This is a genomic window from Streptomyces sp. NPDC059740, assembly GCF_042733155.1.
In the GTDB taxonomy this organism is placed as follows: domain Bacteria; phylum Actinomycetota; class Actinomycetes; order Streptomycetales; family Streptomycetaceae; genus Streptomyces.
Map to the genome: position 1 here is coordinate 229,399 of NZ_JBHWGP010000001.1, position 20,934 is coordinate 250,332.

The 20,934-nt window shown below is 71.7% G+C and carries 17 protein-coding genes; 3 read left to right on the plus strand and 14 right to left on the minus strand.

Translation table 11 applies throughout. The features are described 5' to 3' along the window. Positions 1-8: 8 nt before the first annotated feature. From topA to bldG, 5 genes are all read right to left on the minus strand, one after another. The gene (gene topA / locus ACFV3R_RS00715; RefSeq protein ID WP_385573072.1) at positions 9-2,900 is read right to left on the minus strand and encodes a type I DNA topoisomerase; all 2,892 of its coding nucleotides are present in this window, start codon (positions 2,898-2,900) and stop codon (positions 9-11) included. Positions 2,901-3,397: 497 nt separating this feature from the next. Continuing rightward, positions 3,398-5,020 carry a methyltransferase gene (locus tag ACFV3R_RS00720; RefSeq protein WP_385573074.1) on the minus strand — a complete coding sequence of 541 codons (1,623 nt, stop codon included), beginning with the start codon at positions 5,018-5,020 and terminating at the stop codon, positions 3,398-3,400. 299 nt (positions 5,021-5,319) lie between these two features. After that, positions 5,320-5,901, minus strand: a complete 582-nt coding sequence (locus ACFV3R_RS00725) for a small secreted protein (protein WP_385573077.1) — start codon at positions 5,899-5,901, stop codon at positions 5,320-5,322. A 602-nt stretch (positions 5,902-6,503) separates the two neighbouring features. Further along, positions 6,504-6,971: an ATP-binding protein gene (locus tag ACFV3R_RS00730; protein WP_385573080.1), complete on the minus strand. Its 468-nt coding sequence runs from the start codon at positions 6,969-6,971 to the stop codon at positions 6,504-6,506. A gap of 111 nt (positions 6,972-7,082) precedes the next feature. Then, positions 7,083-7,424 (minus strand): anti-sigma factor antagonist BldG, encoded by a 342-nt coding sequence (gene bldG, locus ACFV3R_RS00735; RefSeq protein WP_046926810.1) that lies wholly within the window; start codon positions 7,422-7,424, stop codon positions 7,083-7,085. Positions 7,425-7,478: 54 nt separating this feature from the next. Between bldG and ACFV3R_RS00740 the strand changes: the two genes are divergently transcribed. After that, on the plus strand, positions 7,479-9,959 hold the full coding sequence (locus ACFV3R_RS00740; RefSeq protein ID WP_385573084.1) for a DEAD/DEAH box helicase: 2,481 nt from the start codon (positions 7,479-7,481) through the stop codon (positions 9,957-9,959). 117 nt (positions 9,960-10,076) lie between these two features. Here ACFV3R_RS00740 and ACFV3R_RS00745 read toward each other — a convergent pair whose 3' ends face one another. From ACFV3R_RS00745 to ssd, 7 genes are all read right to left on the minus strand, one after another. Then, complete coding sequence (locus tag ACFV3R_RS00745; RefSeq protein ID WP_385573086.1) at positions 10,077-10,493, minus strand: Rv3654c family TadE-like protein; 417 nt, start codon at positions 10,491-10,493, stop codon at positions 10,077-10,079. Then, on the minus strand, positions 10,468-10,791 hold the full coding sequence (locus tag ACFV3R_RS00750; protein WP_385573088.1) for a TadE family type IV pilus minor pilin: 324 nt from the start codon (positions 10,789-10,791) through the stop codon (positions 10,468-10,470). Before ACFV3R_RS00750 ends, ACFV3R_RS00745 begins: the two co-directional genes overlap by 26 nt. A 37-nt stretch (positions 10,792-10,828) precedes the next feature. Beyond that, positions 10,829-10,966, minus strand: coding sequence for a DUF4244 domain-containing protein (locus ACFV3R_RS00755; protein ID WP_385573090.1), 138 nt, complete (start codon positions 10,964-10,966; stop codon positions 10,829-10,831). Between the two features lie 362 nt (positions 10,967-11,328). Next, positions 11,329-11,913, minus strand: coding sequence for a type II secretion system F family protein (locus tag ACFV3R_RS00760; protein WP_385573092.1), 585 nt, complete (start codon positions 11,911-11,913; stop codon positions 11,329-11,331). A gap of 227 nt (positions 11,914-12,140) precedes the next feature. Next, the gene (locus tag ACFV3R_RS00765) at positions 12,141-12,878 is read right to left on the minus strand and encodes a type II secretion system F family protein (protein WP_385573095.1); all 738 of its coding nucleotides are present in this window, start codon (positions 12,876-12,878) and stop codon (positions 12,141-12,143) included. A gap of 155 nt (positions 12,879-13,033) precedes the next feature. After that, positions 13,034-14,224, minus strand: coding sequence for a TadA family conjugal transfer-associated ATPase (locus ACFV3R_RS00770; RefSeq protein ID WP_385573097.1), 1,191 nt, complete (start codon positions 14,222-14,224; stop codon positions 13,034-13,036). Continuing rightward, entirely contained in the window at positions 14,221-15,375 is a 1,155-nt protein-coding gene (ssd, locus tag ACFV3R_RS00775; RefSeq protein ID WP_385573101.1) for a septum site-determining protein Ssd, read from the minus strand. Before ssd ends, ACFV3R_RS00770 begins: the two co-directional genes overlap by 4 nt. A 452-nt stretch (positions 15,376-15,827) precedes the next feature. Between ssd and ACFV3R_RS00780 the strand changes: the two genes are divergently transcribed. Continuing rightward, the gene (locus ACFV3R_RS00780; protein ID WP_385573103.1) at positions 15,828-16,739 is read left to right on the plus strand and encodes an HAD family hydrolase; all 912 of its coding nucleotides are present in this window, start codon (positions 15,828-15,830) and stop codon (positions 16,737-16,739) included. Between the two features lie 583 nt (positions 16,740-17,322). Here ACFV3R_RS00780 and ACFV3R_RS00785 read toward each other — a convergent pair. Next, complete coding sequence (locus tag ACFV3R_RS00785; RefSeq protein WP_385573105.1) at positions 17,323-18,144, minus strand: oxidoreductase; 822 nt, start codon at positions 18,142-18,144, stop codon at positions 17,323-17,325. Between the two features lie 102 nt (positions 18,145-18,246). Here ACFV3R_RS00785 and ACFV3R_RS00790 point away from each other — a divergent pair, with 102 nt between their 5' ends. Beyond that, positions 18,247-19,221, plus strand: a complete 975-nt coding sequence (locus ACFV3R_RS00790; protein ID WP_385573107.1) for an AAA family ATPase — start codon at positions 18,247-18,249, stop codon at positions 19,219-19,221. A gap of 46 nt (positions 19,222-19,267) precedes the next feature. Here ACFV3R_RS00790 and ACFV3R_RS00795 read toward each other — a convergent pair whose 3' ends face one another. Continuing rightward, on the minus strand, positions 19,268-20,866 hold the full coding sequence (locus ACFV3R_RS00795) for a hypothetical protein (protein ID WP_385573109.1): 1,599 nt from the start codon (positions 20,864-20,866) through the stop codon (positions 19,268-19,270). Positions 20,867-20,934: the final 68 nt, after the last annotated feature.

Here is a 20,934-nt window from a genome sequence, read left to right on the forward strand (position 1 = left end):
GGTGCGTTTCACTCGCCGGTGTCGCCGGAGCCCTTCGAACCGGCAGCGGTCTTCTTCGCCGCCGTGGTCTTCTTCGCAGCGGTCTTCTTGGCGGCCGTCGTCTTCGCCGCGGACTTCTTCGCGGTGGACTTGGCCGTCGTGGTCTTCTCCGCCGTCTTCTTCGCGGTGGTCTTCTTGGCCGTGGACTTCTTCGCCGCGGACTTCTTGGCGGTCTTCTTCGCCGGACCCTTGGCGCGCTTCTCCGCGAGCAGCTCGAAGCCGCGCTCCGGTGTGATGGTCTCGACGTCGTCGTCCCGCCGCAGGGTGGCGTTGGTCTCCCCGTCGGTGACGTACGGCCCGAACCGGCCGTCCTTGACCACGACCGGCCGCTCGTTGGTCGGGTCGTTGCCGAGCTCCTTCAGCGGGGGCTTGGCCGCGGCCCGGCCCCGCTGCTTGGGCTGGGCGTAGATGGCGAGCGCCTCCTCCACCGTGATGGTGAAGAGCTGCTCCTCGGTCTCCAGCGAGCGGGAGTCGGTCCCCTTCTTCAGGTAGGGGCCGTACCGGCCGTTCTGCGCGGTGATCTCCACGCCCTCGGGGTCGGTACCCACCACGCGCGGCAGCGACATCAGCTTGAGCGCGTCGGCCAGCGTCACGGTGTCCAGGGACATCGACTTGAAGAGCGAGGCGGTGCGTGGCTTGACCGCGTTCTTGCCGGTCTTCGGCGTGCCCTCGGGGAGGATCTCGGTCACGTAGGGGCCGTAGCGGCCGTCCTTGGCGACGATCTGGTTGCCGGACTCGGGGTCGGTACCCAGTTCGAAGGCGCCGCTGGGCTTGGCCAGCAGCTCCTCCGCGAGCTCCACGGTCAGCTCGTCGGGGGCGAGGTCGTCGGGCACGTCGGCGCGCTGGTGCTGCTCGGTGTCGCGCTCGCCCCGCTCGACGTACGGGCCGTAGCGGCCGACGCGCAGCACGATGTCGTCGCTGACGGGGAAGGAGGACACCTCACGGGCGTCGATGGCACCGAGGTCGGTGACGAGTTCCTTGAGCCCGCCGAGGTGGTCGCCGTCGCCGTTGCCCGCCTCGGAGGCGGCACCGGCGGCCGGGTCCAGGCCCTCGGCATCGCCCTCACCGAAGTAGAAGCGGCGCAGCCACGGCACGGACTGGGCCTCCCCGCGGGCGATGCGGTCGAGGTCGTCCTCCATGCGCGCGGTGAAGTCGTAGTCGACGAGCCGGCCGAAGTGCTTCTCCAGCAGGTTGACCACGGCGAAGGAGAGGAAGGAGGGGACGAGCGCGGTGCCCTTCTTGAAGACGTAGCCGCGGTCCAGGATCGTGCCGATGATCGACGCGTAGGTCGAGGGGCGGCCGATCTCCCGCTCCTCCAGCTCCTTGACCAGCGAGGCCTCGGTGTAGCGGGCCGGCGGCTTGGTGGCGTGGCCGTCGACGGAGACCTCGCGGGCGGTGAGGGCGTCGCCCTCCTGCACCTGCGGCAGCCGGCGCTCGCGGTCGTCGAGTTCGGCGTTGGGGTCGTCGGCCCCTTCCACATACGCCTTGAGGAAGCCGTGGAAGGTGATGGTCTTGCCGGACGCGCTGAACTCGGCGTCGCGCCCGTCGGTGGCGGTGCCGCCGATCTTGACGGTGACGCTGTCACCGACCGCGTCCTTCATCTGGGAGGCGACCGTCCGCTTCCAGATGAGTTCGTAGAGCCGGAACTGGTCGCCGGTCAGGCCCGTCTCCCCGGGGGTGCGGAACCGGTCGCCGGAGGGACGGATCGCCTCGTGCGCCTCCTGGGCGTTCTTGACCTTCCCGGCGTAGGAGCGGGGCTTGTCCGGCAGGTACTGGGCGCCGTAGAGCTGGGTGACCTGGGCACGCGCGGCGGAGACCGCGGTGTCCGAGAGCGTGGTGGAGTCGGTACGCATGTAGGTGATGAAGCCGTTCTCGTACAGCTTCTGCGCCACCTGCATGGTCGCCTTCGCGCCGAGGCCGAGCTTCCGGCTGGCCTCCTGCTGGAGGGTGGTGGTGCGGAAGGGCGCGTACGGCGAGCGCCGGTACGGCTTGGACTCCACCGACCGGACGGCGAAGGAGGCGCCTTCCAGCGCCTCGGCGAGACCACGGGCAGCGGCCTCGTCGAGGTGGAGTACCTGGTCGCTCTTGAGGCGGCCGTCGGCGCCGAAGTCCCGACCCTGGGCGACGCGGCGGCCGTCGACGCTGTTCAGGCGGGCGCCGAAGGTGCCGGGGTCGGTGGTGTCGCCCTCGCGGCCGGTGGAAAAGGTGCCGGTGAGGTCCCAGTACTCGGCGGAGCGGAAGGCGATGCGCTCGCGTTCGCGCTCGACGACGAGGCGGGTGGCGACGGACTGGACGCGGCCGGCCGACAGGCGCGGCATGACCTTCTTCCACAGCACGGGGGAGACCTCGTAGCCGTAGAGGCGGTCCAGGATGCGGCGGGTCTCCTGGGCGTCCACCAGCCGCTTGTTCAGCTCCCGCGGGTTGGCGACGGCCGCCCGGATGGCGTCCTTGGTGATCTCGTGGAAGACCATGCGGTGGACGGGCACCTTGGGCTTGAGGATCTCCTGCAGGTGCCAGGCGATGGCCTCGCCCTCGCGGTCCTCATCGGTGGCGAGGAAGAGTTCGTCGGAGTCGGCCAGAAGTTCCTTGAGCTTCTTGACCTGATCCTTCTTGTCGCTGTTGACGACGTAGATCGGCTGGAAGTCGGCGTCGACGTTCACACCGAGGCGGGCCCACGGCTCACCCTTGTACTTCGCCGGTACCTCGGCGGCGCCGTTGGGGAGGTCACGGATGTGCCCGACGCTCGCCTCGACCGTGTAGCCGGCGCCGAGGTAGCCACTGATCGTCTTCGCCTTGGCGGGCGACTCGACGATGACGAGGCGGCGGCCACCGCCCTGTGCGGTCTCGCTGGTCGGGGACAACTTTGGCTCTTCTCTCCGGTCGACGCTCGGTGGACGCTGCACGACACCTCCACGCCGCTGGCCCGATCCCGCTGGGGGCGCGTCGGTGGCGCTGGTCTCGCGTGACGCTGCGGAGTGTGACGGTACATCCCGCCCGCGTGTCAAACGGAAAAACCCCGCAACGCCACTCGAACGGTAACCCGACTCCTGGGGTTCCTGCCCCCTGGATCGGCCGAGCACGGGACGGGTGCCCGACATCACGCGGCAGGACACTCCCGCGGACCGGCCCCCTCCGCTCCGCCGTCCGGCCCGGCCGGACCGACCCCCGGCGCACGCTCGCGACCAGCGACGACGTGCGTCCCCGGCATCCGGCCGGGACACGGCGGCGAGTACCGCACCCTCCCTGCGTCCCCGGCACGGGCGAGCGCCCCGCCCGGTCCGCGCACCGGTCGAAATTCGCCGCCCCGTCGGCGGGGCCGCGGCGGGCAGCCCGCCTCGGGCCGGCCCGCCGGGACAGCTCAGGGGCGCTCGACCGGAAGCAGGAAACCCTGCTCCACCAGGAGGCGGATCGCCTCGGGCGTCCGGTCGCGGATCAGTACCGGGTCCTCGCCCATCAGCTGCGCGATGGCGTCGAGGATGCGGCCCGCCGGCAGGCTCCCGTCACACACGCCGGCGAACCCCGCGCCCACGGTGTCCACCTTCGTCGCCCGCCGCATCCCGCGGTTCTGCCGCAGCACCACGTGCTCCGGGTCCTCCGCGCCGGGCATGCCGACCTGTTCCTGCACCACCTCGTCCGCCAGCCGGAAGTGAGCGGCGAGCAGGGCGGCGTCGTCGGTCCGCCGGAGGTAGTCCTGCCGGGCGAAGTGGTCGAGGATGACCGCGCCGAGCGGCTGCTCCACCGGGTGCGACCACTCCTCGACGGTGATCGACGGCTGGTCCGCTCCCGACCTGCGCAGCGTAATCCAGCCGAAGCCGACGGCCGTGGTGCGGCCGGCGGCGAACTCCTCCAGCCACTCCTCGTAGCGGGCCGCGTAGGTCTCGGGGTCCCCGCGGTGGTCGCCGCTGTCCCGCAGCCAGAGCTCCGTGTACTGCGTGACGTCCTGGACCTCCCGCTGCACGATCCAGGCGTCGCACCCGGCCGGCACCCAGGAACGCACCCGGTCCCGCCAGTCCTCTCCCTCGACGTGGCACCAGTTGGCCAGGAGCTGGCAGTAGCCCCCGTCGTTCAGGTGACGGGCGGACTGCTGGACGAGGGCGCGGCACAGGTCGTCACCGGCCATTCCGCCGTCCCGGTAGGTCAGCCGCGGCCCGGCGGTGCCGCTTCGGCCGGCGGTCGGCGGGGAGATCACGAACGGCGGGTTGGAGACGATCAGGTCGAAGGTCTCCTCCTCGACAGGCGCGAACAGCGAGCCTTCCCGCAGGTCGGCCGGGGCGGTGTCGGAGAGCGCGAGGGTGAGGGCGGCCATGCGCACGGCCCGCGGGTTGAGGTCGGTCGCGACCACCCGGCCGGCACGTTGGGCCGCGTGCAGCGCCTGGACGCCCGAGCCGGTACCGAGGTCGAGAGCGGTGTCCACCGCGAGCGGCACCATGAGGCCGGCGAGCGTGGTGGAGGCACCGCCCACCCCCAGCACCACCTGGCTGCGGTCGACCTCGGCGGCTGCCTTCGCGCCCGCCGCTCCCGCCACACCGCCGGCGCCGCCCACCGCGCACCCCAGGTCGGAGACGATCCACCAGTCCTGTCCCTCGGGGCCCGCGTAGGGGCGGACGTCCACGGTCGCCCGTACCTCGTCACCTGCCGGCTCCCCGGCAGCCTCGCCGGGCGCGTTCTCCGCCTGCTCGCGGACCAGCCAGCCGTCGGCCAGGCACTCCTCCAACGGCAGCGCGGCCCGGGCCTGCTCCACCGGTACCGAGCGTTGCAGGAGGAAGAGCCGGACCAGCGTCTCCAGCGGGGTGCCGCCTCCGGTGGCGCGCGCCGCCGGCACCGTCTCGTTCCGGGCCAGTGCGGCGTAGGCCTGGGCCCCCAGCAGTTCCAGCAGTCCGTCTGCGGTGAAGGCTGCGGTCAGCAGGGCCTCGCGGAGAGCGGTGAGGCGGGCGGCGGACTCGTGGTCCTGGGGATCGGCGGTCGGCAGGTGGGTACTCACGCGCTCCATCATCACCCGCCGCCGTCGCCCGGTTCCACCCGGCGACGCGGAGGAAACGGAGAGGCGACAGAGCAGCCGCACGGAGGAACCGGCCGAAGCGGCAGGGCGATGGCGCAGAGGGGCCGGCGAGGCGACAGGGCGATGGCACGGCGGGCCGCATGGGAGAGCCGGCCAGACGGGAGGCCGGCCACGGGGTGTCCCGCGCGCGGCCTGCCCCGCCCGTGCAATCGGTTCACGGGCGGGGCGCGGTGCCGCCTGCGCGGGCTGCGGACCGCTACGCGGTTCAGTCGCTCAGCCGCTCAGTCCGAGGCCTTGGCGGACGGCGCGGTGGTGCCACCGCTCTGGCTCTGGCAGCCGGACTGGCGGGCCATCGACTTGCCGACGTCACCCGACTCCAGCTTCTTGAAGGCCGCCTCGCTCTGCTTGTTCAGCTTGCTGATGCCGTCGGAGAGGGTGCGCAGGCCGTCGGCGAACTTCAGCTTGTCGCTGGTGTCCAGCCCGTCCACCTGCTTGCGGAGCTCCGTGTACCCCTTGGACAGCTCGTTCAGCTCCTTGACCGCGGCCTTCTGCGAGGAGCTGCCGTCGTCGGTGGGGGGCGCTCCTGCCTTGTCCAGGCTCTTCGCCAGCGAGGCATAGGCGTCGGAGATCTGCTGGAAGGCCTTCGAGTCGGTCTGCTGGACCTTCTTGGAGTCGACGGTGCCGGCGTCCGCGGTCTGCATGGCGGAGTTGGCGTTCTGGATCTTCTTGAACTGCGACTGTGCCGAGTCGCAGAACGTCTTCGCCCAGGAGTCGAGCTTCTCACCGCTGTCGTCACCGCACGCGGTCAGAGTGAGTACCAGCGCCGCACCGCCGGACAGTGCAGCCACAAGCTTCTTGTTCACCGGATTGGTCCCTTCCATGGCTCTCGGCCCCGGAACATACACGGCGAAAGCCCTTCGCTTCCGAGTCGAGGAACCCGGGTGAGCCCTATTGCAGCCATTTGCACCAAGACCGCGAAGCTCCCGTCTCCCTCCGCTCCCGGAGCCGGCCACGCAGCATCCTGCGCTTCAACTTCTCTGAACAGCGGCCCTGTTGAGATGCCTGCCCCAATCCATCCCCTGGAAGCACCGTTCGACGACGGACTGATCGACGGGCATCGCCGGGAACTGTCGGAGTTGCCTTTGTCACGCTCGGCGACAGTGCGCGTCGGCAGAGACCCTGGCCCCCTGCGAACCGACACCGTCGGCATCGCGCCCCGCTCCGGCACGAGGGTCCCGATGGCAGAGACGAGCCTCACGGCCGCCGGCGCGACGGCACAGGCAGGCCTGGGGGTGACCAGTGCGACAGAGGTGCGGGCTGCTGAGTCAGGGCCGCGGTGACAGTGGTCAGGCCGGGAGGAGAGGCCCGAGGGGAAACCGAGGGGTGAAATGAAGGGTGAGGTGAAGGGGTGAGACGAGTTGCAGGCGGAACAGCCGGAGCAGGAACGACAGGCGTCTGAAAGCGCTCAGGGCACGATGGGTGCGGGCGCCGTCGGCCAGCTCATGCGGATGACGCCACCGGTCTCCGTGGCGCCGACCTCGACGTCGTCGACCAGGCCGCTGATCACAGCCAGGCCCATCTCGTCCTCACCGTGGTCGTCAGCGTCCGCCTCGTCGAGGCCGCCACCCACCTGGCCCGGGACGATGCGCGCCCCCGGGACGGTGCCGGGCTTCGGACGGGCGCCCGGCACCTCGTCGCCCACCTCGATGGAGAAGGCCTTCTCGTCCTCGTTCAGCACCACCCGGATCGGGGCGGTGATGCCGTGGGAGCGGTGGAGGCCGACGGCGCGGCTGCAGGCCTCACCGACCGCCAGCCGCACCTCGTCGAGTACCGCCTCGTCCACGCCTGCACGCCGGGCGACGGCGGCGGCCACCAATCGCGCGGTCCGTACGTGCTCGGGTAGCGCGCTGAAGCGGAGTTCGACGGTGGCCATGCCATCCCCCTCGGTATGCGGGCGTGCTCAGCGGCGCCCCGGGCCCACCGGGGCCCGGCGCCGCGCTCCCCCGCCCGGACCCGGCCGCCGGGCAGAGCGGGGAAGGAAACGTCAGTCGGTGGCCGAGACGGCCTCGTCGACCGAGGTGTGGATCGGGAACACCTTGGTCAGGCCGGTGATACGGAAGATCTTGAGGATGCGCTCCTGGTTGCAGACCAGACGCAGCGAACCCTCGTGCGCGCGCACCCGCTTCAACCCGCCGACCAGGACGCCCAGGCCGGTCGAGTCGAGAAAGTCGACGCGCTCCATGTCGACGACGAGGTGGTAGCTTCCGTCGTTCACGAGTTCGACCAGCTGCTCCCGCAGCTTGGGCGCGGTGTACACATCAATCTCGCCACCGACCTCGACGACCGTACGGTCGCCAACAGTCCGGGTCGACAGGGACAGGTCCACGGAACCTCCAGCACCTTGCATCGAGCGGTCGCCCCCCATGGATCGGCAGCCGCATTGGCATTCAATCACTTACCAGTAGGCGCGCACGACGCCTTGTCAGCATTGTCTGACACTCCAGTGACACACTCGGTGTCGATGGCCTCCAATCAAGCGCCGCCGAACGTGGGTTCCCGGCCTTCCCCGCGGTCTGTACTGGACCGTCTCACATCCGGGGCAACTCGCGCTGCCCGCGTCACCCATACGGAGCACCTGCCCCCGCGCGCCGGGAGCCATGCCGAGTGGCCGGAGCAGATCCGCCCCGAGGTGGTGTCGGCCGTTCGGGTGGCCGGAATCGAACGTCCCTGGACCCACCAGGCACGGACGGTGGAGCACGCGGTGCGCGGGGAGTCGGTGGTGGTGGCCACCGGCACCGCTTCCGGGAAGTCACTGGCCTACCTCGTCCCGGTGCTCTCCGCGCTGCTGGACGGTTCCGAGGCACCGAACGGCCGTGGCGCCACCGCCCTCTACATCGCCCCCACCAAGGCGCTGGCGGCCGACCAGCGCCGGTCGTTGCGCGATCTCGCCGCCCCGTTGGGCACGGCGGTGCGCCCCGCGGTCTACGACGGGGACACGCCGGTGGAGGAGCGGGAGTGGATCCGCCAACACGCCAACTACGTGCTGACCAACCCCGACATGCTCCATCTGGGAGTGCTGCCCTCCCACCCGCGTTGGGCCTCCTTCCTGCGCTCGCTGCGCTACGTGGTGATCGACGAGTGCCACACCTACCGCGGCGTCTTCGGCTCGCACGTCGCCCAGGTCATCCGCCGGTTGCGGCGACTGTGCGCCCGTTACGGTTCCGAACCCGTCTTCCTGCTCGCCTCCGCGACGGCCGCCGACCCCGCCCAGGCCGCCGGCCGTCTCACCGGCCTTCCTGTGGTGGAGATCACCGAGGACGCCTCCCCCCGCGGCGAGGTCGTCTTCGCCCTGTGGGAGCCGCCGCTCACCGAACTCCACGGTGAACAGGGCGCGCCGGTGCGCCGCAGTGCGACGGCGGAGACGGCCGACCTGCTGACCGACCTCGCCGTGCAGGGTGTCCGGACAGTGGCGTTCGTCCGGTCGCGACGGGGTGCCGAACTGATCGCGCTCATCACCCAGGAACGGTTGGCCGAGGTGGACCGCTCCCTCCCGGGCCGGATCGCCGCCTACCGCGGCGGCTACCTCCCGGAGGAACGGCGGGCGCTGGAGGCCGCGCTACACAGTGGCGACCTGCTGGGCCTCGCTGCGACCACGGCGCTGGAACTGGGCATGGACGTCTCCGGGCTGGACGCGGTCCTCATCGCCGGCTACCCCGGCACCCGGGCCTCACTGTGGCAGCAGGCCGGACGGGCGGGGCGCTCCGGCCAGGGCGCCCTGGCACTCCTGGTGGCCCGCGACGACCCACTGGACACCTACCTGGTCCACCACCCCGAGGCGATCTTCGACCAGCCCGTCGAGAGCACCGTGCTCGACCCGGACAACCCCTACGTGCTCACCCCCCACCTGTGCGCCGCCGCGGCGGAGCTTCCCCTCACCGGCGCCGACCTCGACCTTTTCGGTCCCACCACCACCGGACTGCTGCCTCGTCTGGAGGCCCGCAGACTGCTTCGGCGCCGCGCCACCGCCTGGCACTGGACACGGCGGGAGCGCGCCGCCGACCTGACCGACATCCGCGGCCAGGGCGGTGCACCCGTGCAGGTGGTGGAGGCGGGCACGGGACGTCTGCTGGGCACCGTCGACGCCGCAGCAGCCCACACCACCGTGCACGAGGGCGCGGTCCACCTCCACCGCGGACGCAGTTACCTCGTCGAACGGCTGGACCTGGAGGACGACGTCGCGCTGGTGAAGGAGGCCGATCCGCCTTACTCCACGACGGCCCGCGACACCACCTCCGTCTCCATCCTGGAGACGGAGACCGAGGTGCCGTGGGGGCAGGCACGGCTGTGCTTCGGGTCCGTCGAAGTCACCAACCAGGTCGTCTCCTTCCTTCGCCGCAGGCTCATCACCGGTGAGGTACTCGGGGAGTCCAAGCTCGACCTGCCGCCGCGCACCCTGCGTACGAGGGCGGTGTGGTGGACGGTCACCGAGGACCAGCTCGACGCCGCGCGCGTCAACCCCGAGCAGCTCGCCGGCGCCCTCCACGCCGCCGAACACGCGTCGATCGGCCTGCTTCCGCTCTTCGCCACCTGCGACCGCTGGGACATCGGTGGCGTCTCGCTCCCCCTTCACCCCGACACACTGCTGCCGACGGTGTTCGTCTACGACGGCCACCCAGGCGGGGCCGGCTTCGCCGAGCGCGCCTTCCACACGGCCGCGCGTTGGCTCCAGGCCACCCGGCAGGCCATCGCCTCGTGCGAGTGCGAAGCGGGCTGTCCCTCCTGCATCCAGTCGCCCAAATGCGGCAACGGGAACGAACCGCTCCACAAGCGGGGCGCCGTCCGGCTCCTGACCGAACTCCTGCGCTCGGCCCCGCCCGAGAACGGTGCGCGCCCCGACGAGGACTCACCCGGCAAGGCCTGACGGGCCCGGCCGCCCGCCCTCCCGCCGGCCCAGCCTCAAATGCTGAGCAGGAGTGCCCGTTGACGGACCACGCGAAGTCCTGGTCGGCTCAAGGCGGCGCGGAGGACGGCAGCGGTGTCATCCCCCATGCGGAGAGGGCGAGGCCCGCGGGCCGCCGGGGGTGCTCTTCTCCTGCGGAGGCCCGGCCCGGCTTCTGACCCGTACGGTGAACCTCCCGGTGCTCGACTCTGCCTCGACGTCCGCGACCTCTCCGTCAAGGCCGCAACGGACCACCCGCGCACCCTGGGCGAGAGACACGGCCTTCGCCCTACGGCATGCCTGGTCCGGGCCCAAGAGGGCTGTGTCCGCTGCGGCCAGCGCTGCGAGGTCCGCCGCGGCACCCGCTCGGTGGCGGGCCACGACCACCTGGGCCATGGCGAGGACGGCCGCCAGGACGGTGCACAGGGCCAGTGCCGTACAGGCCGTCCACACCGTCGCGAAACCCGCGTCACCCCGCCGGTGCCGCCGGTCATGCGGCCGCCGTGTCCTCGGCATCAGCCGTCGCCTCCGCCCCCAGCTCGACGGCCCACCGCAGGACGTCGTCCCGGTCGGCTCTGACGGTCACCGTCACCATCCGCCCCTTTCTCGACACCGCGATCCGCGCCTTGTCCGGTGCAGCGCTTCTGGCCACCTCCAGCACCTTCTCCTCCGGTTCCGCCCGGGCCGCCGCCCGGGCACCGGCCCGGGCGGCGTCGACACAGCGGATCTGGTCGGCCGCGGCTCCGATCGCCCAGAGGGCGAACGCGATGAGCATCACGAGGACCGGAGTGACTGCTGCCGCCTCCGCAGTCACGTAACCGGCGTCCCGTCCACCCGCTCGTCTCCCGCGCTCAGAACTTCGCACTGAGAGCCTTGTTGATCAGCCCCTGCAACGCGGCCGACACCGCATCGCTGGTGACCACCTTGTAGAGGACAGCCGCGAAAGCGCAGGCCACCAGGGTGCCGAGGGCGTACTCGGCAGTGGTCATGCCCCGGTCGCGCGCCTGCTTGCGCAGGGCGGACCGTCGGCTCCGGCGGTGCGACCGGGGGCCGGACACCAAAAGTGGTGTCGGCTCAGGGCCCGGGTGCGAGGGGACTCGGCCGGGTGGTTGCTCCTTCCGTTGCCTGACCGCCCGGGGCGACGACTCCTGGTCGTTCGAGGCGGTGCGCCCGCTGTGGCGTGGGCGAGCGGACGGCACAGCCGGAGCCCTCCCGGCTTCCCTGGCCGCCGACTTCGTGTCCTGACGTGCTGTGGTCGCCATGTTTCTTCTCCTTCTCCTTGTGTTGTCGCTTCTGACAGGTCATGGGGTGTGCGGTGCGACGGGTAGCGGCCCTGTCCTTTGTGGGCAGGTCAGCCGGTGGCCATGAGTTGTCCGGCCAGACCGACGAGGACGGGGACCACGCCCACCGTGAGGAACGCCGGCAGGAAGCACACTGCGAGCGGTGCGGTGATGAGTACGCCTGCACGTTGTGACCGGGACAGGGCGGCGCGTCGGGATTCCTCGCGCAGAGCCTCTGCGGCCCGTGCCACGGCCTCGCCTGCGGGAGCACCGGTCACGGTGGCTCGCTCCAGGCACCGGGCCAGTGCGGTGGCGCCGGGAAGCGAACCCAGACGGCTCCATGCCGTGGCGGGCTCAGCCCCGAGCCGGAGCTCCGCAGCCACCGTGCGGAGACGGTCGCCGACCGGTCCGGGCAGTGAGTCCCCCACCGCTTCGGCAGCCCTGCGGGGGCAGGCACCCGAAGCGAGGCACGCCGCCAGAAGGTCTGCGGCGGCCGGCAGTCCGGCTTCCTCCCGCCGGGCCTGTACGAGTGCCGCAGCCCGGGCCCGCTCCCGCCTGAGCAGGTACCGTGCCGCCCCTGCCGTGGCGAGCCCGGGCACCACCCCGGAAAGGCCCCCGGCAACGAGCACCACCGTGCCGAACGCGCCCACTGCCACGCTCCACTCGGTGGCTGCCGTCCGCCCTGCCGGGCCTCCCCGCCGTGAGGACGTCGGCGCCGCGGGAGACTCGCCGGCAGCCATGACGTCCGCCACTCTGCTGCGCGTGCGAGCGCGTAACCGCCACCGTCGGACCGTCGAGACGAACCCGAGCAGGAGCAGGGCCCCGCCGATCCCCGGCAGGACTGTCAACAGGCTGTGGACAACTCGCGCGACTTCCTCGACCGTCACGAGGCCACCTCCGCACTGCGCAGGATCCGTCCGCTCCAGGCCACACCCACCCATTCCAGAAGGCCGCCCACCACCAGACAGGCCCAGCCGGCGGGGGTGTGCAGCAGTACGCGGACAGGGTCCGCGCCCAAGGCCCCACCCATCGCCACGCCACCGACGGGCAGGACGGCCAGGGTCCAGGCCGTGGCCCGGGGCCCGGACGAGTGAGCGGCGAGTTCGGCCCGCCGCTCACGCTCGGCGCGCAACCCCGCGGCCACCCGGTCGAGCCCCGAGGCCAGCCCGGCGCCGTTGTCCGTCGCCACCTTCCAGCAGGCCGCCACCGAGAGCAGGCCCGCCGCACCGGGGGCCACCGCCGCACGCCGCAGACTCTGCGGAACGTCGCCACCCCACCGTGCGGCGGCAGCCACGGCCTCACCCGCCTCACCGAGACGTGTGACGCCCGCAGTGAGCAGTGCCTTGGGCGGTTGGGCCCCCGCCCGCACCTCTGCGGCGACCTCCTCGCACAGGGCCACGACCTGCGCCGACAGCCGCTCGGCCGATCGTCGTCGCTCCCGGGCACGCAGTCGCCGCCGCACCAGGGGCACCGCTGCGGCGCCGGCCAGAGCCGGCAAGGGCGAGGCGCCCGACCAGGCCACCAGGAGGCCGGTGCCAAGGCACCAGAGCGAGGGAGCGGTGGCGGCTTCCTCCCACCGCAGCAAGCGCGCGCTCCACGCCCGCAGGCCCGTGACCGGCACCGCGCTGCTCCCCGACACCCCCCGTGCGCGGCGCGTGGCGCAGGAGCGCAGCAGTGCTCGGCGCACTGCCACAGCGCCCAGGAGGCCCATAGCGGCGAGGGCGCTCCAGGCAGTTGCAGCCCGCCACGGCGTTGAGAGGACCTGCGCAGCCACGTTCACCGCAGTTCCTCCTGCCCCGCCCTGGCACACAGTTCGACGAGCCGCTCCCAGCCCTCCGCACGACGGAAGCCGTCCCGGCCCCAGCGTGCCGCAGGAACGGTGACGACCCAGCCGTCCCTGTCCCGGGTCAGTACGTGCACCTCGGCGACCCGGCGTCTGCCTTCCCTGTCGCGGGCGACGTGCAGCACCACCGAGAGTGCGGCGGCCAGTTGGCTGTGCAGTGCGGGCCGGTCCAGCCCCGCCGTGGCGGCGAGGGCCTCGAGCCGCGCCGGGACATCGCCCGCAGCGTTGGCGTGGAGAGTCCCGCACCCGCCTTCGTGGCCCGTGTTCAGAGCCGCCATCAGGTCGGTCACCTCGGCGCCCCGCACTTCACCGACGACCAGCCGGTCCGGTCTCATGCGCAGCGCCTGCCGTACCAGGTCGCGCAGGACGACCTGGCCGCTGCCCTCCTGGTTCGCCGGCCTGGACTCCAGTCTGACGACGTGCGGGTGGGCGGGGCGGAGTTCGGCGGAGTCCTCGGCGAGCACGATGCGCTCCTCGGGCCCCACCAGTCCCAGCAGGGTGCTCAGCAGCGTCGTCTTGCCCGAACCTGTTCCACCGCTGATGAGGAAGGAGAGCCGGGCGGCCAGCACGGCACGCAGGAGGCGGTCCCCGCCCGGCGGGACCGTCCCGGCGGCGACGAGTTCCGAGAGGGTGAAAGCGCGGGGCCGCGTCGCCCGCAGGGACAGACAGGTCCCACCGACCGCCACCGGCGGCAGTACGGCGTGGAGCCTCGTCCCGTCCGGGAGCCTGGCGTCGACCCAGGGCCGGGCGTCGTCCAGTCGCCGTCCGGCGACCGCGGCGAGCCGTTGCGCCAGCCGCCGCACCGCCGGCTCGTCGGGGAACCGGACGGCGGCGCGTTGCAGCCCGCCACCGCGATCCACCCAGACCTCCTGCGGCCCGGTGACGAGGACGTCCGTGACCTCGGGGTCGGCGAGCAGCGGCTCCAGCAGGCCCGCTCCCGTCAACTCCGAGCGCAGTTCGGCCACCACGCCCAGCACCTCGGCGTGCCCCAGCAGCCGGCCTTCCTCCCGCAGCGCTGCGGCCACCCGCGCGGGCGTGGGCTCTGCCCGCCCCTCCGCCAGCCGTCTCCGGACGGCGTCCAGCAGAGTGGTGGCACCCCCCTCCGCCTGGGAGACCGCGCTCACCGCGCACCGCCTTCACCGAGAGAGCCGACGGCGGACGGCTGGAGGTGGTCCCAGAACCCGTCGCAGAACCTGGCGAGCGGGCCGCGTGGCGCCGAGCCCGGCGGCGCCCCCCGCGTCGTCGCGTCCACCAGCCCGCTCTCCCAGGGCACCCGGCCGGCGAGCGGCAGGCCCAGCAACCGGGCGGCCTCCGCATCGGGCAGCGAGGAGGCGGGCCTGCCCCCTCCGGCGCTCCGGCAGGACAGGACGCGCAGGTCCTTCAGGACCATCCGCAGGCCGGCCGCGACCCGGCCGGCGGCCGCGAGCGCGCGCAGTTCCGGCGGGACGAGCAGCAGGCCGACATCGGTCTGTGCCAGGGCCTCGGCCACCGTCTCGTCGACGCGGCGGGGCAGGTCGACCAGGACCACTCCGCCTCGTCGACGGGCAGCGGACATCACGGCACGCATCGCCGGCGGCGGGATGGCCACCGAGTCGCCCCGGTCCCAGCTCAACACGCGGAGGGCGTGCAGTTCGGGCAGTGACTCGGCGAGGGCACCGCCGCCGACCCGCCCTCGCGACTCGGCGAACGCCGGCCAGCGCAGACCCTTCTCCCGCTCACCGCCCAGCATCACGTCCAGGCCGCCTCCCAGCGGATCGGCGTCCACCAGCAGGGTCCGAAGCCCCCTGCGGGCTGCTGTCACGGCCAGGGCGCAGGCCAGGGTGGAGGCGCCGGCTCCGCCTCGCCCACCGACGACACCGACCGTCATCGCCTCGGGCCCCGTTCCCTCGGCCGCATCGGCGATGCGTTCCACCAGCCAGTTCTCGCCGTCCGGGAGGACCAGCACACGCTCCGCGCCGACAGCGACGGCGACCTGCCAGACCCCTGCGTCGTCCGCGTCCCGGGTCACCAGCACCACACCGGCCCGCCGCTCGGGGACGGGCAAAGCGCGCGCCCGGTCCACGCCGACGACCACCAGGGGTGCGGTACGCCATCGCTCGGTGGCCCGGGGGCCGTGCGCCACCTCCGGCTTCGCGCCCGCCGCCGCACACAGCCGCAGCAGGTCGTCCAACAGATCGGTGTCCTCGGTGACGAGGAGCGGGCGCCGTTCGCTGCCCTCGGAGCTCGGCTCCGGCCCGTCCCCGCCACGTCGCCTCGAAGGCCTCGATCCCGTCATGTCCTTCTCCTTTTCTCCACACGGCGGCGCGATCCGCCGACATCGCGGTCGCATTTACCGTGCAGCGATCCGGAGAATTCCGTGGATCTTGGAGCGAAACTGTGGAGAAGTCCGGGGCTGTGAATAACCCGCTCACCTGTTCCGGTGAGCTTCGGCCACCTTTCCCCATGAAGCGCCTCGGCTACTTACAGTGAGGGCATGAGCTACGACAGCACAGCCGCCACAAGGCAGTCCGATGAAGAGCGGCATGCGGCGCACCGCCGGCGAAATCGCCGAAACGGGTCCGGACATGCGACGACCCCCGCCGGGGGGGAGAGCGGGGGTCGTCCCCACGGCCGACTCGGGGGGGGGAGGAGTCGGACCGGGGTTAGCACGGTCGCGAACGATCCGTGACTTCCATGGTGTACCCGAGAGGCCTCTCAGGCAAACCCACGCGCCATACCTTACGCCGAATGGCGGGCGCCTATGCTCGGCCTGTGGAAAATCGGAGCCCGTCGTCGCAGAGCACTCACCTCTCCCCGCGCACCGCTGCCTTCTTCGACCTGGACAAGACCGTCATCGCCAAGTCCAGCACCCTGACCTTCAGCAGGTCCTTCTACCGCGGCGGCCTGATCAACCGGCGCGACGCCCTGCGTACTGCATACACACAGTTCGTCTTTCTGCTGGGCGGCGCCGACCACGAGCAGATGGAGCGTATGCGCTCCTACCTCTCGGCGCTGTGCCGAGGATGGGACGTGGCCCAGGTCCGCCGACTCGTCGCCGAGACCCTCCACGAGCTCATCGACCCGATCATCTTCGACGAGGCTGCCTCACTGATCGAGGAGCACCATGAGGCGGGCCGGGACATCGTCATCGTCTCCACCTCAGGCGCCGAGGTCGTGGAGCCGATCGGCGAGATGCTCGGAGCCGACCGCGTCATCGCCACGCGGATGGTGGTCGATGCCGCGGGACGCTTCACCGGCGAGATCGAGTACTACGCCTACGGCCCGACGAAGGCGGAAGCCGTCCGGGACCTCGCCGAGAGCGAGGGGTACGACCTCAGCCGCTGCTTTGCGTACAGCGACTCGGCCACGGACCTGCCCATGCTTGAGGCGGTGGGGCACCCCCGCGCCGTCAACCCCGATCGTGCGCTCCGACGGGAGGCAACCGCCCGCGACTGGCCCGTCCTGTCCTTCACCCGGCCTGTACCCCTGCGCCAGCGTCGCCGCCTGGGCATGCCCACCTCCGGACCTCTGGTCACGGTGCTCGTGGCCACGGGCGCAGCAGCAGCCGCTGCCGGGGTGGTCTGGTACGCCAACAAGCGCCGGCCTCTGCCCCTCAGGCCCACGACTCTCTCCCTGCGCTCCCGGGCAGCCCGCTCCTGACCGCCGAAGAACGCCTGTTGGCGACACCACGATGAGCGGACTGACGGACCCTCCTCGCAGGTGGAAGACGGTCCGGGGAGCTGGGCGGTGGCCAGGGTTCCACTTTTCCCGGGAGAGGAGTACAAAGGAATTACGGCCCGCGAGACCAGATCCGGCGAAGGCACGGAGTCTCCGCAAAGGCCCACGGACCGTTGCACGAAAGCCGGGCACCCACGCGACGGCGACCCGTCGATTACGGGCCGGCCCGCCAGCTGCCGGACAAAGAGCCGGTGTGACGGGCCAAGGAACAGCACGCATGGTCACCCGGCTGACGTGCCAGCGGCGGCACTCCAGCTCCCCTTGGAGGCCGCCGCACTTCTGTCACGCAGGTTCCGGCCGACGTCTCTGCTCCTTCGTCGCAGCCGCCGGTGCGGAACACCCGGCAAGGCGCACCCCTTCCCGAGAAGCTGCGACCGTCACCGCTGTCACAGCCGACCGCCAGAACTGTTCAGTCGGCACGTGTCCCCACGGCGCAGGCCGGAGGGCGCACGCCAAGACGGCACGCGGGCACGGCACCGAAGCCGTCGGCACGGTACCGAAGCCGTCAGGCCGCTCCGCGCTGCAGAGCCTCGCAGACGGCTGTGCTCTCCCTCGCGCCCAGCTCCACGGCACGGCCACAGTGGACGATCCAGCCCCCGACGCCCTCGGGGGTCCCCGTCACATAGCCCTCGAGAGCCGCCACATAGTCGGCACGCCCCAGCTCGGCATGGCCCACCTCAGCCGGGCAGACCGCCTTCGGGTCCAGTCCACTGGCTACCAGCGCCACACGCTCTGCCGCTCGGGCCACCAGGCCGTTGCAGGAGACGAACGGCCGAAGGGCGAGAAGTTCACCGTGGACGACCGCCGCCGTCACCAGCGCCGGGGCCTGCGTCTGTGCCAGCAGGAGCCGAGTGAGTCCGTCCAGGCGCCCGGCGACCTCCTCCGCATCGGGCAGCGGCAGCTCCAGGAGAGGCTCGTCGACGGCTTCCCCGGACAGGCGTGGGCGGCCGACCAGGTCATGGTCGCTTCCGCCACCGTCCGCCACGAGGTGCAGCCTGGCGAGGACTCGCAGCGGGGACTGGCGCCACACGCTGAGCAGTTGACCGGCCTCCGCCGAGAGTCGCAGTGCGGCACCCACCGTGCGGGACTGCCCCTCGCCACTGAAGTCCGAACGCCGGCGCACCTCCTCCAGCGCCCAGTCGGCGCCCGAGAGTGCGGCCGAGCCACGGGCGGAGCGCAAGCCCGCCTCGGAGCTGACCTCGTTGCTGCGTCGCCGCATGACACGGTGCCCGTAGACACGGTCGACGGCCTTGCGGACGGAGTCCACGGACTCCGCGACACCCGGGAGTGCCGCGAGGGCCGCGAGCGGATCAGCGGTCGTACTCATGAGTAAGACCCTACGCAACCGAGGGCCAGTACCCCTCGAAGGGGTGGTCTCCGCCTCTCAAACCTGCAACTCATCGCATTCATGCGTCTACTCTTAGTGAACATGAAGATCGCTTTCGTAGGTAAGGGAGGGAGTGGCAAGACCACCCTGTCCTCCCTGTTCGTCCGGCACCTCGCAGCAGTGGGCGCGCCCGTTCTGGCTGTGGACGCCGACATCAACCAGCACCTGAGCACCGCCCTCGGCCTGTCCGACGACGTGGCCGAGCGCCTTCCCGCCATGGGTGCCCACCTGCCCCAGATCAAGGACTACCTCCGCGGTTCCAATCCGCGCATCCCCTCCGCCGGGGCCATGATCAAGACGACGCCGCCCGGCGAGGGCTCCCGGCTGCTGCGCGTGGTGGAGGAGAACCCCGTCTACGCGGCGTGCGCCCGCCCCGTTCCGCTCGACGGAGGGCAGGCCCGGCTGATGGTGACCGGGCCCTTCACCGAGTCCGACCTCGGTGTGGCCTGTTACCACTCCAAGGTCGGCGCGGTGGAGCTCTTCCTCAACCACCTGGTGGACGGGGAGCGGGAGTACGTGGTGGTGGACATGACCGCCGGGGCCGACTCCTTCGCCTCCGGCCTCTTCACCCGGTTCGACATGACGTTCCTGGTCGCCGAGCCGACGCGTCGAGGTGTCGCCGTGTACCGCCAGTACAGGGAGTATGCCCGGGACTACGGGGTCGCGCTCCGGGTGGTCGGGAACAAGGTGCAGGGGCCGGAGGACGAGGAGTTCCTGCGGGAGGCCGTGGGCGAGGACCTGCTGGTGACCTTCGGCCAGTCCGACTGGGTCCGGCTCATGGAGAAAGGGGGAGCACCGTCCTTCGGCCGACTGGAGGAGGCAGGCCGTGCGGCGCTCGCCACGCTCCAGGCGACCGTCGACGCGTCCTACGAGCGCCGGGACTGGCAGCGGTACATGCGTCAGATGGTCCATTTTCACCTCCGCAACGCAGAGAGCTGGGGGAACGCAAAAACAGGGGTCGACCTGGCGGCCCAGGTCGACCCCTCCTTCCGCCTCGGCGAAATGGCCACCGCGTGAGCACCGGGGCCATCGGTCCTGCCGCCGGGTAGGGCGAAGCGGTGCCCTACGGCATCGGCCCCGCCTCGTCCATGTGGCCGTGGGCATCCGCCGGTTCGCCGAAGACACGTGCCTCGTGCCCGCCGTGGTGGCGGATGGTGGGTGCGCGGTCGACGGTGACCGGCGCCTGCCTGCCGCCGTTCCTCGCCGGGGCGCCGGCCGCTCCTTGCACGGCTCCGCTCGCGGGCTGCGCCGGGGCGGACCGCTCGGGGGCTCCGCCCTGGGCACCGGCTGCCCCGGCCTCCTGGGCGTGCGCGTCCGGGGGCTCGCCGAAGATGCGCACCTCCACGTGCCGGTGGCGGCGGTTGCGTGCCTGCTCGGGGGTCTCCGGCCGGGCCTGCGCCCCGGGGGCTCCCGGCGCACCGGCGGCCCCGTGCCCCTCCTGCCGCAGCGCCTCGGCCGAGAGGAAGGTCTTCCATCCGCCCTGGGGCGCCTGGCCGATGTCGAGGGAACGCATCTTCTCCAGGACCTTGGGATCCTGGGCGTCCAGCCAGTCTGCGAGCTGCTTGAAGGAGACGCAGCGGACCTCGGGCCGGGGGCAGACCGACTTGATGGTCTCCTCCACGGCCTTCATGTAGGTGCCGCCGTTCCACGACTCGAAGTGGTTGCCGACGAAGAACGGTGCCCGGTTCCCGTTGTAGGCACGGTCGAAGGCCGCGATGAGGCCGTCGCGCATCTGCTGCCCCCACGCCCCGTACATCGCGGGGTCCCCGTGGGTGGTGCGGGACTGGTTGGCGAGGAAGTTGTAGTCCATGGAGAGCGTCTCGAAGGACCGGCCGGGAACGGGGACCTCCTGGAGGGGGAAGTCCCAGAGGCCGTCCGTCTTGGAGGGCCACACCTGGAGGCCGCCGGCGGAACTGGCGTCGTAACGGAACCCCATGGCCTTGGCCGCGGGCACCAGCTGCCTCTGACCCTCGAGGCAGGGTGCCCGTCCGCCCACCAGTTCCCTGGCGTAATCGAACGGCAGCGGTTGTTCGCCGCGCAGGCCGGTGTTCGTCTTCCACCGCCGGACGAAGGAGACGGCCTGACTGATCTCGCTCTCCCACTCCTGGGTCGACCAGGTGCCGACACCTCCGTGCGGACCGCAGAAGTGGCCGTTGAAGTGCGTGCCGATCTCGTTGCCGTCCCGCCAGGCGCCGCGCACCTGGGCGAGGGTGGCCTTGATGCCCTTGACGTCGTTGAAGCCGATGTCGGAGGAGCCCGGCCGGTGTTCGGGTGGTTGGTAGACGTCTCTGCGGTCGTTGGGAACCATGTACACGCCGCTGAGGAAGTACGTCATCGTCGCGTTGTACTTCTTACCGACCTCCCTGAAATGGGAGAACAGCTTCTGACCGTCTTCCCCCGCACCGTCCCAGGAGAAGACGACGAACTGCGGGGGCTTCTCCCCGGGGGCGAGCCGGCTGGGCTTGGGCTGGTTGGGTTGGGCGCCGGTGTAGGCCGTGGACCCGTCGCCGATGATCCGTTCGGGCTGGGCCTTCGCCTTGGGGGATGCCACCGGGCTGGCGGCCGGCGGTGCGGCCGAGGGGCCGCCGCAGGCGACGGCGCCGGCGAGGACCGCCGTCGTCAGCAAACCCATCCGCAGCCGTACCGTGGTCGGCTTCTTCATGAGCCACCTCGTTCCCTTGGCCGTCTGGTTCTCCGGAACGGCGGGGAGCCGCTGATCCCCCGCCTCCC

Excerpts from the sequence above, each read along its gene's own strand:
- ACFV3R_RS00730 (WP_385573080.1), bottom strand. The coding sequence starts at position 6,971 with ATGGCCACCGTCGAACTCCGCTTCAGCGCGCTACCCGAGCACGTACGG.
- ACFV3R_RS00745 (WP_385573086.1), bottom strand. The coding sequence starts at position 10,493 with ATGCCGAGGACACGGCGGCCGCATGACCGGCGGCACCGGCGGGGTGAC.
- ACFV3R_RS00755 (WP_385573090.1), bottom strand. The coding sequence starts at position 10,966 with ATGACCACTGCCGAGTACGCCCTCGGCACCCTGGTGGCCTGCGCTTTC.
- ssd (WP_385573101.1), bottom strand. The coding sequence starts at position 15,375 with ATGACGGGATCGAGGCCTTCGAGGCGACGTGGCGGGGACGGGCCGGAG.
- ACFV3R_RS00780 (WP_385573103.1), top strand. The coding sequence starts at position 15,828 with ATGGCGGGCGCCTATGCTCGGCCTGTGGAAAATCGGAGCCCGTCGTCG.
- ACFV3R_RS00785 (WP_385573105.1), bottom strand. The coding sequence starts at position 18,144 with ATGAGTACGACCGCTGATCCGCTCGCGGCCCTCGCGGCACTCCCGGGT.
- ACFV3R_RS00790 (WP_385573107.1), top strand. The coding sequence starts at position 18,247 with ATGAAGATCGCTTTCGTAGGTAAGGGAGGGAGTGGCAAGACCACCCTG.
- ACFV3R_RS00795 (WP_385573109.1), bottom strand. The coding sequence starts at position 20,866 with ATGAAGAAGCCGACCACGGTACGGCTGCGGATGGGTTTGCTGACGACG.